The 15,695-nt window shown below is 56.2% G+C and carries 12 protein-coding genes; 4 read left to right on the plus strand and 8 right to left on the minus strand.

Annotated features, from left to right (window positions below; genetic code table 11):
- Nucleotides 1-36: 36 nt before the first annotated feature.
- Entirely contained in the window at nucleotides 37-2,130 is a 2,094-nt protein-coding gene (pta, locus tag SH139x_RS28485) for a phosphate acetyltransferase (protein ID WP_488353107.1), read from the plus strand.
- Nucleotides 2,131-2,239: 109 nt separating this feature from the next.
- Here the strand turns inward: pta and SH139x_RS28490 are convergent, their stop codons facing one another.
- Together SH139x_RS28490 and SH139x_RS28495 are read right to left on the minus strand one after the other, a co-directional pair.
- The gene (locus SH139x_RS28490) at nucleotides 2,240-3,454 is read right to left on the minus strand and encodes an FG-GAP repeat domain-containing protein (protein WP_488353108.1); all 1,215 of its coding nucleotides are present in this window, start codon (nucleotides 3,452-3,454) and stop codon (nucleotides 2,240-2,242) included.
- Nucleotides 3,455-3,495: 41 nt separating this feature from the next.
- Nucleotides 3,496-3,906 carry a hypothetical protein gene (locus SH139x_RS28495; protein WP_488353109.1) on the minus strand — a complete coding sequence of 137 codons (411 nt, stop codon included), beginning with the start codon at nucleotides 3,904-3,906 and terminating at the stop codon, nucleotides 3,496-3,498.
- 35 nt (nucleotides 3,907-3,941) lie between these two features.
- Here SH139x_RS28495 and SH139x_RS28500 point away from each other — a divergent pair, with 35 nt between their 5' ends.
- Nucleotides 3,942-5,081, plus strand: coding sequence for an acetate/propionate family kinase (locus SH139x_RS28500; protein WP_488353110.1), 1,140 nt, complete (start codon nucleotides 3,942-3,944; stop codon nucleotides 5,079-5,081).
- Nucleotides 5,082-5,091: 10 nt separating this feature from the next.
- On the opposite strand, the gene SH139x_RS28505 is transcribed toward SH139x_RS28500, so the two are convergent.
- On the minus strand, nucleotides 5,092-6,279 hold the full coding sequence (locus SH139x_RS28505; protein ID WP_488353111.1) for a phosphoglycerate kinase: 1,188 nt from the start codon (nucleotides 6,277-6,279) through the stop codon (nucleotides 5,092-5,094).
- Between the two features lie 419 nt (nucleotides 6,280-6,698).
- On the opposite strand from SH139x_RS28505, the gene SH139x_RS28510 reads away from it, so the two are divergent.
- On the plus strand, nucleotides 6,699-7,538 hold the full coding sequence (locus tag SH139x_RS28510; protein WP_488353112.1) for a hypothetical protein: 840 nt from the start codon (nucleotides 6,699-6,701) through the stop codon (nucleotides 7,536-7,538).
- Between the two features lie 89 nt (nucleotides 7,539-7,627).
- On the opposite strand, the gene SH139x_RS28515 is transcribed toward SH139x_RS28510, so the two are convergent.
- The 3 genes from SH139x_RS28515 to larC all read right to left on the minus strand — a co-directional run bounded on the left by SH139x_RS28515 (nucleotide 7,628) and on the right by larC (nucleotide 11,621).
- On the minus strand, nucleotides 7,628-9,424 hold the full coding sequence (locus SH139x_RS28515; RefSeq protein WP_488353113.1) for an ABC-F family ATP-binding cassette domain-containing protein: 1,797 nt from the start codon (nucleotides 9,422-9,424) through the stop codon (nucleotides 7,628-7,630).
- Between the two features lie 145 nt (nucleotides 9,425-9,569).
- Complete coding sequence (locus tag SH139x_RS28520; RefSeq protein ID WP_488353114.1) at nucleotides 9,570-10,190, minus strand: hypothetical protein; 621 nt, start codon at nucleotides 10,188-10,190, stop codon at nucleotides 9,570-9,572.
- Nucleotides 10,191-10,352: 162 nt separating this feature from the next.
- On the minus strand, nucleotides 10,353-11,621 hold the full coding sequence (gene larC, locus SH139x_RS28525; protein ID WP_488353115.1) for a nickel pincer cofactor biosynthesis protein LarC: 1,269 nt from the start codon (nucleotides 11,619-11,621) through the stop codon (nucleotides 10,353-10,355).
- Between the two features lie 77 nt (nucleotides 11,622-11,698).
- Between larC and ykgO the strand changes: the two genes are divergently transcribed.
- Nucleotides 11,699-11,851, plus strand: coding sequence for a type B 50S ribosomal protein L36 (ykgO, locus tag SH139x_RS28530; protein ID WP_488353116.1), 153 nt, complete (start codon nucleotides 11,699-11,701; stop codon nucleotides 11,849-11,851).
- A 283-nt stretch (nucleotides 11,852-12,134) separates the two neighbouring features.
- Here ykgO and SH139x_RS28535 read toward each other — a convergent pair whose 3' ends face one another.
- Nucleotides 12,135-14,441 carry a cytochrome c3 family protein gene (locus tag SH139x_RS28535; protein ID WP_488353117.1) on the minus strand — a complete coding sequence of 769 codons (2,307 nt, stop codon included), beginning with the start codon at nucleotides 14,439-14,441 and terminating at the stop codon, nucleotides 12,135-12,137.
- 73 nt (nucleotides 14,442-14,514) lie between these two features.
- Nucleotides 14,515-15,678, minus strand: coding sequence for an ABC transporter permease DevC (gene devC, locus SH139x_RS28540; RefSeq protein ID WP_488353118.1), 1,164 nt, complete (start codon nucleotides 15,676-15,678; stop codon nucleotides 14,515-14,517).
- Nucleotides 15,679-15,695: the final 17 nt, after the last annotated feature.

Consider the following 15,695-nt stretch of genomic DNA (forward strand, 5'->3'; position numbering starts at 1 on the left):
CAATTTCTGAACCGCCAATTATCACGAGAATAGTCCATGCCTGATAGCCTTTACTTGGCTACCAATGAACGCGCCACCGGCAAACGGATGGTGGCGCTCGGTTTGATGGAATTGGTCAGCAGACGTTTTGAACGCGTCGCTTTTTTTCGCCCAATCGTCCGCGAGTCTGCCGAGCAGGATCTAAGTATCCAGTTATTGCACTCGCGGTATGCGCTCGATATGCCCATCGAGCAAATGGTTGGCATGAATCGCAAAACGGCTCGCGAATTCTTAGCCGCTGACCGTTATGAAGCGATGCTGCAAGAGATTCAGCAGCGTTACAAAGCATTACAAGAAAACTACGATTTTGTTGTCGTGGAAGGGACCAGCTTCCAAGGACTGGTTCCCGAAATCGAGTTTGAGTTAAATGCTGACATTGCCGTCAACTTGGGCTGTCCGATCATGTCGGTCTATTCGGCACATGGCAAATCGGTGGAGGAGTGCACTCAATCGGTGGCAATCGGAAACGACAATTTGCTCGACCGTCGTGGCCAACTGTTCGGGACGTTGATCAACCAAGTGTTGCCGGAACAACTGTCGGCACTACACAAAGCGTTGACGACCGCGGGAGTCGATCGGGAGTTACCGGTCTACGTGCTGTGCGAAGACCCGCTGCTGCGACAGCCGACGTTGCGTGAGATCGCGGCCGCCCTGGATGCTAAATTGCTCAACGGCGAGGAGGAATCGCTCGATCGCGAGGTTACAGCCCTAAAAGTTGCCGCCATGCAATTGCCCGATTTTCTGGGGCGTTTGCAAGCCAACAGCCTAATCATGACTCCCGGCGATCGCTCCGACATCTTGATCGGCTGCGTGTTGGCCAGCTTGACCAAGGACACGCCAGCGCCGGCTGGTGTGATTCTCACCGGTGGGCTGATGCCGCGAGATTCAGTGCTCGACCTAGTTCGCCATGACGGCCCCCTTCCCATCTTGGTGTCCGCTGACGACACCTTTAACGCGGCCACCAAAGCATCCGAAGTACGCGCCGAGATCAGCTTGCGCTCCCCGCGAAAAATTGATTCGGCGATCGGTCTGTTTGAAAAATATGTTGATACGGAACAACTGGCGAAACTGCTGCAGGCGCCGACGGCTCAACGCATGACTCCCATGTTGTTTGAGTATTCGTTGATCCGCCGCGCCAGTCAACAACGCGTCCGCATCGTTCTGCCCGAAGGGACGGAGCCTCGAATTCTTCGCGCCGCCGACATCATTCGTCGACGCAATGTGGCCGATCTCATCTTGCTGGGCGATATTTCCTCAATGCATGCCGCGGCGAGCCAAGTCGGTGTTTCGCTAGAGCGCGAAGGCATTGAGTTAATCGATCCCTCCGAGAGTCCCCTGCGTGATGATTTCGCCCAAACTTATTATGAGGCGAGAAAACATAAAGGAATTACCCTGGAAGCGGCCAGAGACCGGATGTTGGAGGTCAGCTATTTCGGAACCATGATGGTGCATCGCTCGATGGCCGGGGGCATGGTCTCCGGTGCGGCGCACACCACCGCCAACACCATTCGGCCGGCATTCGAATTCATAAAAACCAAACCTGGCGTGACGGTGGTTAGCAGCGTCTTTCTGATGTGTTTGCCAACTGGCGTGCTGGTTTACGGTGATTGCGCGGTGATTCCCAATCCCACCGCGGAACAGTTGGTTCAAATCGCCCTCAGCAGCGCCGCCACCGCACAGCAATTCAGCATCGATCCACGCGTGGCAATGTTGTCGTACTCCACTGGGGCAAGTGGTCAAGGAGAAGATGTCCAGAGGGTGCGGGAGGCAACTCGCATGCTCTTGGAACAACATCCGGACTTTCCCGTGGAAGGACCACTGCAATATGATGCGGCTATCGATCCGGCCGTCGCCGCAACCAAGTTGCCCGGCAGCAAAATCGCTGGTCGAGCGACGGTCTTTATCTTCCCCGATCTCAACACCGGCAACAACACTTATAAAGCCGTGCAACGCTCAGCCGATGTGCTGGCGATCGGTCCCATCTTGCAAGGCTTGCGAAAACCGGTCAACGACCTGTCTCGCGGCTGCACCATTCCCGATATTGTCAACACAGTCGCCATCACGGCAATTCAGGCGCAGAACTCTGTCTGAGGAACGATCAGAAAATAAGTATCGTCTTTTGCCACTTGAAAGCAGCTATTCGCTTAATTTCTGCGAATTTTGCGGACTTTCGCATACTTTCGCGGATCGAAAGGCGACTTTACGGGGCGCTCGGTTGCTGGACATATAATTTCACGTTATGAGTGCTTCTGCCCCCGGCAACGATATCGAGCTTACCGTCTCCGGTTAGGTCGGCAACGATTAAGTCCTCGCAGGCCATCCTGCCGGAATCGACAACGTGTCTCTGCCAGACTGTGCCCTCTGCTGCACCACCATCAGCTGCACTCGCATTCGTGGTGCTGTCATCGGTGGCGCTGGCATCAAAGATGATAACGCCGAAGGTCTCGGGCGTGTCGCTGTGTCCAAACACAACCTCGTCATCGCCGTCGCCGTCAATATCGGCTGGCCACAAAGCGTGTCCGCGAACAAATCCCGTCGCGATCTCGTGACGCACCCAAGGCTGGGTCTGCTCAGCCGGCTCCAAGTAGACCGTTACGGTGTGCCCGTGCATCGGTTCAACGGTGACCAGAAAACGACGCCCGCTAGCCAAATGTCCCACTTTTATCTCACCGGCACCCGCATCGTTTGGATCAGCCGCCGTGATGCCGGCCCCGAGCTTTACCTGCTGCCACATGCCGCCGCGCTGATGGACCCAGTGAATTCCTTCACGGGAAGCGGTCAACGTATCGACCGTGCCGTTGCCATCCAGATCGGCATGGTAATGATTATGCATGCGGTTGAGGTTGCCGCTGATCACCGTCGGCTTCCAGCGCTCGCTCACCGCGTTGTCAGGGATCTGAAACGCCGTCAAGCGAACGCCGTCCCCCTGCGTCGCATTCAATGGTGAAACGACCAACTGTGGTCTTCCCTTCCCCAACACATCCGCGAACCGCATGCGGTGCAACCATGGCTCCTGACCGATGAAGTGAACGTTCCAGCTACCGTCGCTCGCTCCCGAGCGGGTCAGCCAGTGAATCGTCCCCTGTTTGGTCCACCCCGCTCCCAAAGCAAAATCGATGCGACCGTCGCCATCGATATCGTAAGACGCAATGCAGACGTTATCTTGCGGTGTCTGACCATCGATAATCGTATGCTGCTGCCAGGAGGGATTGTCGTACCAAAGCACTCGACTCTCACTGACTGCGACGACATCCTGATCTCCATCACCATCGACATCAGCCAAAGTTACCGCGTAACACAGTTTGCCCACGTTGGCGTCTAAGGTGATCGCTTTAAACTTTGGAAACGGTTCAGCAGCGTTAGCAGTGCAAACACAACACAGCATGGCCAGCGTCGCGAAAAAGAAAGTTCGCATGTCTGTTCAGCGTCCTCGGCGGCTGGAGCAAGTTCTCGTAATCATTGCAGGGTCAGCCTCCAGAATAACGCAATCGACCGCACGTTGCTCGCATTTTCCCGTGGGCATTTTTCCGCACTGGAAGCCCACCAGTGCGAGCAGATATACTGGGAACATTCGCCGTGATGAACCGACTGGTGGTTTACCGTCGTCTTGAGTTCCGCGAAAAGCGACATAGTTTCCGATCGTTCCTGGCGGGGAGGCCTGATGATTGCCAATAGCTCGAACAGCACGACGTGGCGTTTTACCAAGCGTTGGCATTGGCTGGCGTTTGCCGTATTTGTGGTATCCTGGTCATTGATGCTCATCCCAATGTTATTGTGGCCCGCATCGGCTGCGGCGCGAGTATTTACCCTTGGTTGCTTGACGGTAGGAGCAAGCAGCATTTTGGCGTTGCTAGTTTCTGGAATCACAAACCATTTTCACAAAGGATTGGAAGCCAAGCCTCATGCGAGTCGTCGTCTTTAACGTTGGTAGCACCACGCTCAAGTATGCGCGGATTGACACGCAAGCCGGCATCACGGAGTGCCAGGGTACCATTGATCGCATTGGACAAGCTGGCGGTGAAGCAACGGACCACGATCGTGCCGCCGAGTTAGCCTGGCAGGCGGTCTACAACGACTCGGTTGAAGCAATCGGGCACCGGTTGGTACAAGGGGGCGAGTTGTTTCAACAACCGACTCGAGTCGATCAAACAGCACTCGAGCAACTCTGCAGATTGGACTCGCTGGCTCCACTGCATAACCCACCCGCTCGCCGAGTTTTGGAATCATTATACCGCACTGCGCGTTCAATCCCCCATGTCATGATTTTTGACACAGCCTACTTTGCCAACTTGCCACCAGCCGCCGCCCAGTATGCGATTCCCGCGAACCTAGCGGCAAAACATCAAATTAAACGTTATGGTGCACATGGTACATCACACGAATATGTCACGCGGTTGGCTTGTCACTCTCTAGGCTGGTCCCCGGAGACGGACTCCACTTCGCCACCGCGGATCATTTCCTTGCATCTCGGCGGAGGCGCCAGCGTGACGGCGTCACTGGGCTTGCGGGCGATGGAAACATCAATGGGTTTTACGCCCTTGGAAGGCCTGGTCATGGCCACCCGCTGCGGAGATTTGGATCCTTCCATTCCGGGCGTGCTGATGGAGCGGGAAAGCTTATCCCCCGCTGAAATCGATTCGCTGCTGAACCGGGAAAGTGGCTTGAAAGGTCTATGTGGCGAGACTGATATGCGAGCGATATTGCAACGGATTGATGACGGCGATGCGCAAGCCTCCGCCGCGCTCGACATCTACGTTCATCGCATCCGCAAATACCTGGGCGCCTACCTAGTCGTGCTCGGTGGCGTCGATGCAATCGTCTTTACCGCCGGAGTCGGCGAGCACTCGCCCGCCGTGCGGCGGCAGATTGTCGAACGTCTGACAGCATTTGGCATCGAGTTAGACGAGCAAAAAAATCAGCTGGGACTTGCGGCAAGTAACGTGGCTGATATCGCCGCCGCTAGTTCGCGATGCCGCCTGCTGATTGTGGCCACCGCGGAAGAACAAGCGATCGCGGCACAAACCGCCGCGTTGCTGGCATAGTCCTCAGCTATCAAGCTTCATCTAATAGGTCGACGGCGGCAAATCGCTGGCCCTCCATCATTGCCAAACTGGCTCCGCCGCCGGTGCTGACGTGACTGACATCATCGGCGAATCCCAATTGTTCAATGGCTGCCGCGCTATCTCCACCACCGATGATGCTGGTCGAGTCCCCATCGGCGATCGCTTGGGCAACCGCTTTGGTGCCGGCATCGAAGGGTGGCATTTCAAAGACACCCATCGGCCCGTTCCAGACAACAGTCTTAGCGCTCTTTATAATGTCCGCATAACGGGCAGCGGTTTGCGGACCAATATCAAGGCCTTCCCAGTCGTCGGGAATCTCACCTGCGGCCACAACTTGCTTGTTGCAATCGCTACTGAAATCATCACCGCAGTGCGTATCTAAAGGTAGCTCTAACTTGTCGCCACCCTTAGCGATTAATTCCTTCGCCAAATCCACCTTGTCGCGTTCAACCAGGCTCTCACCAACACTACCGCCCCGCGCTAGTGAAAATGTGTAAGCCATGGCGCCGCCGATGAGAACTTTATCACACAGGCTCAACAAGTTATCAATTACCTTGATCTTGTCGCTGACCTTGGCACCACCAACGATGGCCACGAAAGGATGCTGAGGGGCCTGCATCACATCACTTAGATACTCGATCTCTTTGGCGACCAAGTGGCCAGATACTTTAGGTTTATCCCCCATCGCTTGCGGCACCCCAACCATCGACGCATCGGTCCGGTGGCAAGTTCCAAAAGCATCGTTGCAGTAGACATCAGCCATCGCGGCCAGCTTGCCGGCAAACTCTGCGTCGCCCTGCTGTTCACCGGGATTGAAACGCAGATTTTCCAGCAACAAGACGCCGCCGTCCTGTAACGCGGCTACCTTTGCCACCGCGTCCTCACCCACCGTGTCGGTGGCAAATTCCACCGGCCGATCAAGCAACTCCGAAAGCCTGCGGGCAACCGGACGCAAACTGTATTTACTGTCACTGGCCTCCCCTTTAGGACGCCCTAAGTGGCTGCAAAGAATCAGCTTGCCGCCCCTGCCGAGGACTGAATTGATCGAGGGCAACGCCATCCGGATACGGCGGTCGTCAGTGATCTGCTGATGTTCGTCGAGCGGAACGTTGAAGTCGACTCGCATCAAAACCGCTTTGTCAGCCACGTCGACAGCATCGATTGACTTCTTAGCCATGGCAACAAATTCCTAACTGTGAGTGAAGGGGTATCAGTATCGCGGCAAACAGCAAGAGTTTATCCCGGTGATCCGCATCGCAGCGATTCGGCAAACTCGATTATCGATATCCAGGGCCAGGTGACGAGGGGACTGAGCTGAATGCCCGAGACAATTTAAGGTGGCCTTTTGCACATGCACCAAATTTGATCAAAAGTACATTACCGCCGTTAACCTGCGCGGATTAGTCAGGATCGGATATTTCGCAGCAGCCAGAATTATGGGGCTGGCCTTTTTTATTGCATGGCCTGACAGAAGACAGCCGAAAAGATAATGCTAGCAGCGGCGGGATGATATCGCGCGGCTTTAGTGGCTGAGAGCCATTATTCCTGTCGTCAGATGCGCCGGTTAATCACCGATTGACTCGCCTTGGGGTTCGCATGCCGCGCTTTAGCCAAATTTGCCTGAAACTGAATCAGCCAGCGATATTTTTCGTCGCTATCGTGTTGCTGTCCGGTTTCGCCCCTGGAGTTACCGCCGGCGCCGGGGATGAGCGCGGCGAAGCGCTACAAGCAGTCCCCTTTGACCGCCTGACCCCTGCCGCGTCGGCTCGGATTCGCAACATCGCCGAACGACCAACGATGTACCGCCGATTGCCGGCGCAAACCATCGATTGTGATCCCAAGATGTTCTTGTTTTTGGTCCGCCATCCAGAAGTGATCGTGGGCATTTGGGAGCGCATGGAAGTTTCCAAAGTGCAGACCCAGAGAGTCGGCCCCTATCAACTTTTGGCCGATGACAGCGCGGGCACTCAGTGCAAAATCGATTTGGTCTACGGGGATAGCAAGACGCACGTGTTCGTTGCCAACGGGCTGTACACGGGTGGTTTGGCCCCCAGGAAAATCACCGGCAGCGGGGTCTTTATCCTCCGCAGCGAGTACGCCGACAACGGGGCCGGTCAAGCGATCGTGCGGGGTACGCTGGACTGCTTTATTCAGCTCGACAACTTCGGCGCCGATCTGTTGGCTCGTACGCTATCGGGACTGATTGGCAAGACGGCTGATCACAACTTTGTCGAGACGGCAAAATTCCTCGCGCAAATCTCCCAGGGAGCCGAGCGGAATCCGTCGGGCATGCGTGATCTGGCGCTCGATCTCAATCAAGTGGAGATCCCGACGAAACGGGAATTCGTGAAAACGATTGTCGAAGTGGCTCAACGAGCAATGGCGACCACCGCGGCGAAACAGGCTGCGACTGACGGGGTCCCGGCCAGCCGCTGACGCTAAGCGTGGTGATCTCATTTTGTTTTGTTTAATGACTTATGCGGAGTTGGTTAGACTTTCGGCGGAGCGAAAAGCGACTCTGACTTTCAGACGCCTAGTATCTCTTGCAGCTCGCACCAGCGTTCTTCCGCGGCACTTAACTGTTCCGAGATCGCGGTCAGTTGTTCGTGCAGCTTGACAGCTTCATTGGTCACGGTGGTGGTCATCAATTTAGCATTGATGGCTTTCTTTTCTTCATCAAACTTTTGGATGGAACGTTCGATGTTCGACATTTCTTTCCGCAACTGACGCTCTTCCTTGCCACCGCGTGCAGCTTGTTTTACCTTACCGGTGGATGATGATTTCTCCCCGGCTGAGGAAGCTCCCGCGGCTAACTTTGCCTGTTCGCGTTCGCCATCTTCAATCTCTTTATTGACTTGATAGACGTACGCTTCATAGTCGCCGCGATAGTCGATCACGTGGCCGTCGCGGACTTCAATCACACAACTGGCCACGCGGCTCATAAAGTGTCGATCGTGACTGGTAAAGATCACCGTACCTTTGAACTTGAGCAACGCGTCGGCGAGCGCTTCGATCGTCTCCACATCGAGGTGGTTACCCGGTTCGTCAAGGATCAGCACATTGTGGTTGCTCAACAACAAACCGGCCATGCATAACCTGGCTCGCTCGCCTCCGGAGAGGACTTTGATCTTCTTTTTAACGTTGGGACCACGGAACAACATGGCACCGGCCATATCGAGCACTTGCTGAGTTTTCGTCCCCGGTGCGGCTTCGTTTTCCAAATATTCCTGCACCGTCAGTTTCGCGGGCAAGCTGCTGTAAACGTGCTGGGCATAGGTGCCGATGTCACAGCCATATCCCCATTTGAACGAGCCCCCGCAGGGTGGCAGCGACTCCACGATCGTCCGCAGAAAAGTTGTCTTTCCCTGACCGTTATCACCCACAATCGCGGCTCGAGATCCATGCTCGATTTCCACGTTGATGTCCTTGGCCACCGTGTGGTCAGGATAGCCGATCGCCAAATGCTCGCAGCGCAGCGCGGGCCCTTTGCGTGGTTCGACATCGGGGGCGTGAATCACGGCCGATGGTTCATCGGTCTCGATCTCCGACAGTTCCAGCCGTTCCAACTGCTTGCTCTTGGAGCGCGCTTGCGCAGCGGTGCTGGCTCTGGCCCGGTTCTTGGCGATAAACTCTTCCAACTGACGTTTCTTCGCCAGCACCGCCGCATTCACTCGCCGGTCGTGCTCCCGCCGCTCTTCCTGATTCTCCAGAAAAGCCTCAACCTTGCCCGGAAAGACAGTCAACTTGCCGCGGGAAAGGTCCAACGTGTGGCCACAGGTCGCGCCCAAAAACGCTCGATCGTGCGAAACCACCAAACAAGCTTCTTTGAAGGAACGCAGAAAGTGCTCTAGCAAAATTTGGGTGCGGAGGTCGAGAAAGTTGGTCGGTTCGTCGAGCAGCAACAAATTGGGTTCGTGCAGCAACAACGCGGCCAATTTGACCCGCGTCTGCCAGCCACCCGAAAGGGAGCTGACCGGGCCATCCAAATAATTGCCTTTGATCTCAAATTGACCGGCGACTTGGCCACATTTCCAATCAGGTTGGCCGCTGTCACGCATAAGAAAATCAAGCGCCGACTCTTGTGGCTCAAACGGATCGTGCTGACGAAGATAGCCAACCCGCAACCGAGGATGCTTGATGATCTCTCCCGAGTCGAGTTCCTCTTCGCCTAGCAAAATTCGCAGCAATGTCGACTTTCCCGCTCCATTGCGACCGATAAAGCCAACTTTTTCGTCATCCGTGATGGTGGCATCAGCGCCGTCGAGTAAGACTTGGTCCCCGTATGCTTTGTACGCGTTCTTAATTTGCAGCAACACTGCCATAACTTGTTTTCTTACACTCGATTTGGCGAACGATCGAGAAATACCCCAGCGGTTTTTCTCCTGACAGCATCAGCTTGCCGAACTAACACAGCCTCTCTGTGGTAACACAGCGCAATCGCCTGGGGAAGTGCCGTCGCCAATCAGCTCAGCCGATACCTTGCAGAAATTCAGCATCACCCAGGCTGATTCCCAAGCGGTCAGCGATCTCGGTCAAGCTCATACCGGAAGCGGACAACTGCCGCACCTCTTCCGCTTGGCGAGCCAGCGATGCCGCCTCAGTCCTGACGGGCTGCTCAGTCACCAAGGGCCTCTCAGTCGCGGAGGTCCCCACAGTCGCGACGGGCTGTCCCTGCTTTTCGCTGCTGAGGCCAGCATGGTGCGTTGCCGGAAAATTGGCCGCTTGCAACTGGCCCAGCTGAGCGATCCGCTGGTCGGCTTGGCGTACGACCGACTGCAGCACGGCTATCTTGGTTTCCAACTCGGCTTTCAAGTCACGCTGCAGATCAAACATCCCGGCTTGCCAACGAGCCACGGCGATCGGCGCGTCGGCCAGCGGGGCACCCGACTTCGTTTGCGTTTCCCACAACCGACGCTGCTCAACCTGCTGACGCTGATGCTGACGATCGTGAGCCCGCGACCGTGCCCGCAGTTTGAGGTGCCGACGGAACAACACCCAAATCATCAACCCGATGCCAGCCAACATCATGGCCTGAGCTTCCCAAGGCGCACCCTGCAAATCTTTCAGATTTACGGACAGCCCTGCCATCAATCGCTCGGAGGACTCCAACACAACGGTTTACCAAACAGCGGACAAGTGGGGATCTGTGAACACCGACGCAGCACTCTTCTACTTCGTCACCTTTCTCTTTCGTCTGGCCACCACACGACTCCGCAACTCGCCAGAAAATATGCCGGTTATAGCGAATGCTCACGATCGCTCTTTCGCGGCGGGCGGCGGTGGCAGTGGTTCATCGGCCAAAAACGCCTGCTCAGCCAACCGGCGAACTTCCAACATCGTTTTCCCATGTGCCGCCGCGACCAAGGCGGCATCGTCAAACTCGACGGCGAACCGCCACTCGCCGGCGGGCAACCAAACGCATTTTCCCCGCATGATTCCCAAAGAAGTTTCCACGCTGTGCGGGCGGCGAATCAACTTGTGTCGCGACATCCGCTGGTGCCGCACCCCGATCGTGCCGCTGTGAGTAAATAAAGTTGCCTCGATCGCGGGCAAATGCGACGCGGCACAGAGCACACTGACCAGCACGCCTGACCGACCTTTTTTCATCTGGCAGGGGGTTTGGAAAACATCGACCGCGCCACTCTCCCACAACAGGCGAATACAATTGGCCAAATCTTCCCCGGCAGTGTTGTCAATATTCGCCTCCACGACGATTACCTGATCGACCTCCACCGGAAACCCCAGCGCAGATTCCTGACTGCTGCCAACTAGCAACCGCAGCACATTCGCTTGCCCCTCCAAATCGCGAGTGCCCGCCCCGTAACCAATGGATTCCACCGTCATCGCCGGCAACGGCCCAAACTGACGACAGACCGTTTTCAAAATCGCCGCCCCAGTCGGCGTGGTGAGTTCACTGGTCACGTCACTGGCTGCCAAGGGCACACCCCGCAACAGCTCGGCGGTTGCCGGAGCGGGAATTGAAACGCGTCCGTGAGCGATCTCGATAAAACCCGTCCCCGTCGGCACCGGAGAAGCTTCGCACGCATCGATCTCTAAATACCTCAATCCAATCGCCGCCCCCACGATGTCGGCGATCGAATCGACCGCTCCCACCTCATGAAAATGCACTTTTTGAATCGTGGTTCCATGCACGCGGGCCTCCGCCTCACCCAACTGAACAAAAATCTGCTTGGCTAACTGTTTGGCGTCTTGATCGATCTCGCCAGCGGCATCAATCATCGCCTCGATGTGGTGCAAATGGCGATGAGCATGCTCGGGGGGATGCTGCACCTGGATGTGAGTAGCTCGAAAACCACATTTTTTTACCGTTTGCACCACCAAGTTCAGTTCGCCCAAACCCAGAGAGCGAATTCCGGCTTGAATTTGCTCCGCGGGCACCCCGGCGTCGATCAATGCGGCCAGCGTCATGTCCCCGCTAATGCCACTTAAGCAGTCAAAATAGGCTATTCGCACAACAGTCCTCACCAAACTCAAATCGGGAAACCGGAAAAGTGACATTGCGACCAAATCGCGACCGCGTAGAATACGCGATTCATCGATATGGAAAATACCGTACCTGCTGGGAAAGCCCACCCATGAAAGTTGTCAGCTCAATCGGAGCGCTCAAATACCGACACCCTGATTGCCAGGTCGTCCGCCGCCGCGGTCGCATCTACGTCATTTGCAAGAGCAACCCGCGCTTCAAAGTCCGCCAAGGCGGCGCGAAGACGAAAAAAGCTCGCCGCTAATTCGGCCAATCGGCAGCTCAGGTTACTGAGCCCACTCAGAAAAACGCCAATTCGTGCGCACGCGCTGGTGTACCGGCTTCAGCCGGCCAAGCGCACCCCGGAGTCGCCTGAAGGCTACACACGAGCGCTCGTTGGTGTACCGGCTTTAGCCGGCCTGTTTTTTATGCACCTGAATCGCTAAAAGGCGGTACACCAGCGCACGCTGGTGCACCGGCATTGGCTGTCCATGCGCACCCCCGAATCGCCGAAAGGCTACACACCAGCGCTGGCTGGTGTACCGGCTTCAGTGATCATCCAGCTTTTCCTTCAGCAGCCTCACAGCCATGGAAAAGTCTTCGTTCTCGGGCGCGAGTTGGCAACTTCGCTCTAACGACGCGAGCGCCTCTTCCATGCGACCCGCCAAATAGTAGGCCATCCCCAACCGGTACTGCAGCACGGCATTGTCGGGAGCCAACTTCGCATCGCGTTCGATCAACGGTAATTCTTGCCGGCGCAAGGTGGCGATTGTTTCGCGAGTCGCGGCAGCCTCCTGTGAGCTGAGCTGACCGGACTGCTGCCGGGCATTCAATAAATTATCCAACAGCCCGGCCAAATTGCTTCGCGGCCCGACCATCCCCGGTTCCACTTGCATGGCAATCTTATAGGCATCCACCGCCTCCTTCACGCGCCCCAGCGATTCGCACAACAGCGCCCAATCGAGATGAGCGGCAGCGCGATCGGCGATCTGGGAAATACCCGCTTTGACTTCATCAATCGCTGATTCAAACTTTTTTGCCATCGCCGGAGTTAGCGATCGAAAAGCGCCCGTCGAGGCCAACGTCCGCGCCGCCGTGGTACGCACCAAACGGGACGGATCGGCCAAACTGGGACCGAGCGTGCCGGCCAGCCGCGATTGGCCGTCTTGACGGTAACGCTCCGCAGCCAACGCGCGGATCGCCGCAGCCCGCACGATTGGCGAGGGATCTTCCAGCGATTGCCGTGCTGCTCTGGTGCTGGTCGCCAACTGACTCAGATCGGGCAAGTTCGCCAGCTCGTCCAATGCGGTCGCACGGGCAATTGCCGGCATCGATTTGGCGGCCGCTGCCAACTCGGCCAACCGCTGCACACCATCGTTGTCCCCGCTGCGAAAAGCGTGCAACGCTTCGGCATAATGGGGCTCGCGATTCCGCGTCGCCCCGTACCATTGATCACAAGCTTGATCACACCACGCGTCCACGCGGCTGATCTCGGCCGCAATTTGTGGCTCCTGCTTGGCCGCCAACTGCCAAGCGGCATAGTCGACCAGCCCATCCCGCAGCTCTGCTGCCACGTTCGCTGCATCTAAGTGACATCCAGTGCAAGCGTTAGGGGTCCCCAAGGAGACCGACAGGTCGGGACGGGGAATTCGCAAACTGTGGTCACGTCGCGGATCGACCGCCATGTAAGTCGTCTCGGGCATATGACAATCGACACAAGCCGAACCTGGTTTACCAGGAGCATGCTTATGATGCGACGGCGTGTCATACTTCCCCGCCGGATGCTGGTGACACGAGGTGCAGACTTGATTGCCGGGAGCTTTTAATTTGAGCGAATGAGGATCGTGACAGTCACTGCAACGAATCCCTTTATGATACATTTTGCTCTGCACAAACGAACCATGCACGTAGACTTCATCGAGGATCTGGCCATCATCGTGATAGAGCATTTGTCGCAGGGGTGACGGTTCATAAAAGTCGCAGTAGGCGTCCCCAGCTTGGAACCCACCGGCCAAAATGCCACGCCGGCTGTGGCAGGGAGCACAGGCCTGAATCTGCAACTCGGCGTCGTCTCCTTTCAACGGTGCGAGCCCAAATCCCAGATTACGATCCCAAAACAGCGAACGCGAGTTTGCCAACTGGACGTGCGTGCTACCCGGTCCATGGCAAGCCTCACAGCTGACATCGATCTCACTGTACGTGGTCGCATAACGTTGCGTTTGCGGATCATAATGGCGTTGCAAATCTGTTGAATGACATTCCGCACACATCGTGTTCCAACGCTGGGCAATGCCGGTCCAGTGCAAATCGTCATCGGGGGCTAACTTTTCTTCGACATCGGGCGGTGCTAAGTAGAACCAACGTCCCCGCACCGTATCCCAGCTGATCCGCAAAACCTGCAACCGGGCGAGCGCATCGGCGGGTGTCTTTTCATCCCGATCGAACTCCACCATATACTGTTGCAACGGCTCGACACCGAACACATACTCGACTTCGAAGTCGGCCATCTTGCCGTCGGGACCTTCGGTATGAATCATGTACCGTTCGCCATCACGATACATGCGGCTGATGATCCCATGATGTTCAAAAGTTACATCATTAAAATCACCCAACACGGTTTGACTGGTGGCGTGATCCATCGCCAAATCGTGATGCGAGTCTTGAAAAGCAGCCGCTTCGGCTTGATGACAGTCAACGCAAGACGCCCGCCCGACGTACGTCGCAACGGTGTCGGGAGGGAGCGCCGATCGCCAATAGTCCGCCGCCACGGCAGCGGCCAACATCAACAACACCACCACGGCAACTGCGGCAACTCGTTTGATCACGACCGCCGTTGATTTCGCAGGATCAGGCATATTCAAAAGGTGCTGGCTGTTTCAGGATTAGCGTTTCAGGGGAGTGAACTTTGAGAGCCTGCGGGAGTTCTACTCAAAACAAGCTGGCGGGATCAGCCTGCAGCAATTTGCGGAGCGCCAACAATCCGCTGACAATACACATCACGAGGGTTAACAGAAAAACAGTGGTAACGCGAGGCAGGGTGACGAAGATTGGCAATCCGGCCCAACTCTGCAAGACGCCGAACAAGGCCCAACTGATCAACACCGAGGGCAGGAATCCAATCACCGATAAATAGATCGCCTGCCGAACCACCAAGCTGACAAAAAAACCACCGGTGTATCCCATTGCTTTCAAAGTCGCCAATTCGGGAAGCGAATCTTGGATGTTTGTATATAAAATCTGATAGCAAATAATTACACCAACCGCGAAACCCATCAGCACGCCAACGTTAAAAATCTTACCGATCGGTGTTTTTGAATCCCAAAAGTCCATTTCGGCTTGAATCAGTCGTTGCCGAGGAACCACTCGCCACTGTTCCGGCGCCAAAGCGGTCAAACGTTGGGCAGCGGCAACCGGATCGACGCCTGGTCGCAAGCGAATCAGCCCAAAGTCGACGACACTCTCCGGTTTTCCTTGGCCCCGAAAAGGAAAATAGCGAGCCAGCGTCTGACGGCTGACCAGCAAATTTCCATCATGCGCGAAATCGGTGCCGAGTTCCATCGTTCCCGTTATTCGCAGCCGACGATCCATAAGTTCAATTTGCTGGCTTGCTAGGGCCGCCGGATCGGCAATGTCAAACCCGTATTGTGGCTTGCTGCGAACATCGACAATGGCCGTGCCGACGGAATGCATCCGAGAAACCACTTCCCGCAACTGGGGGTCTCTGAACAAGTTTGGCTCCGGCTCCACACCAATCACGCGGATTGAGCGTTGGCGATGCCCCCGCACACGAATCAGAGCGGTGGCGCGCTCGATCATCACCGGTTCGGCCGCTGCCACGTCCGCATCCGCCCGGGCCTGCGTCAACAGTCTGGCAGGGAACCGTTTTTCCGCCGCCAAAGCGTATCGCGTCGAACTGGTGGCAAACAAATCGCCAGCAAACAGATCCACGATCTGCACGGGACTCTCCAACAAAGCGCCTTGAAAGCCATTCTGCATGAACATCAACACAGCCGCAAAGCTGACTCCGGCGGCGCCCAAGATCAAACGCCGGGGGTTACCCGTGAGGTTTTTCCAAGCCAACGGCGTGCGCATGCTCGATCCGATCCTTC

It is taken from the genome of Kothea flammea (assembly GCF_052161645.1).
Taxonomy (GTDB): Bacteria; Planctomycetota; Planctomycetia; order Pirellulales; family Pirellulaceae; genus Laterigemmans.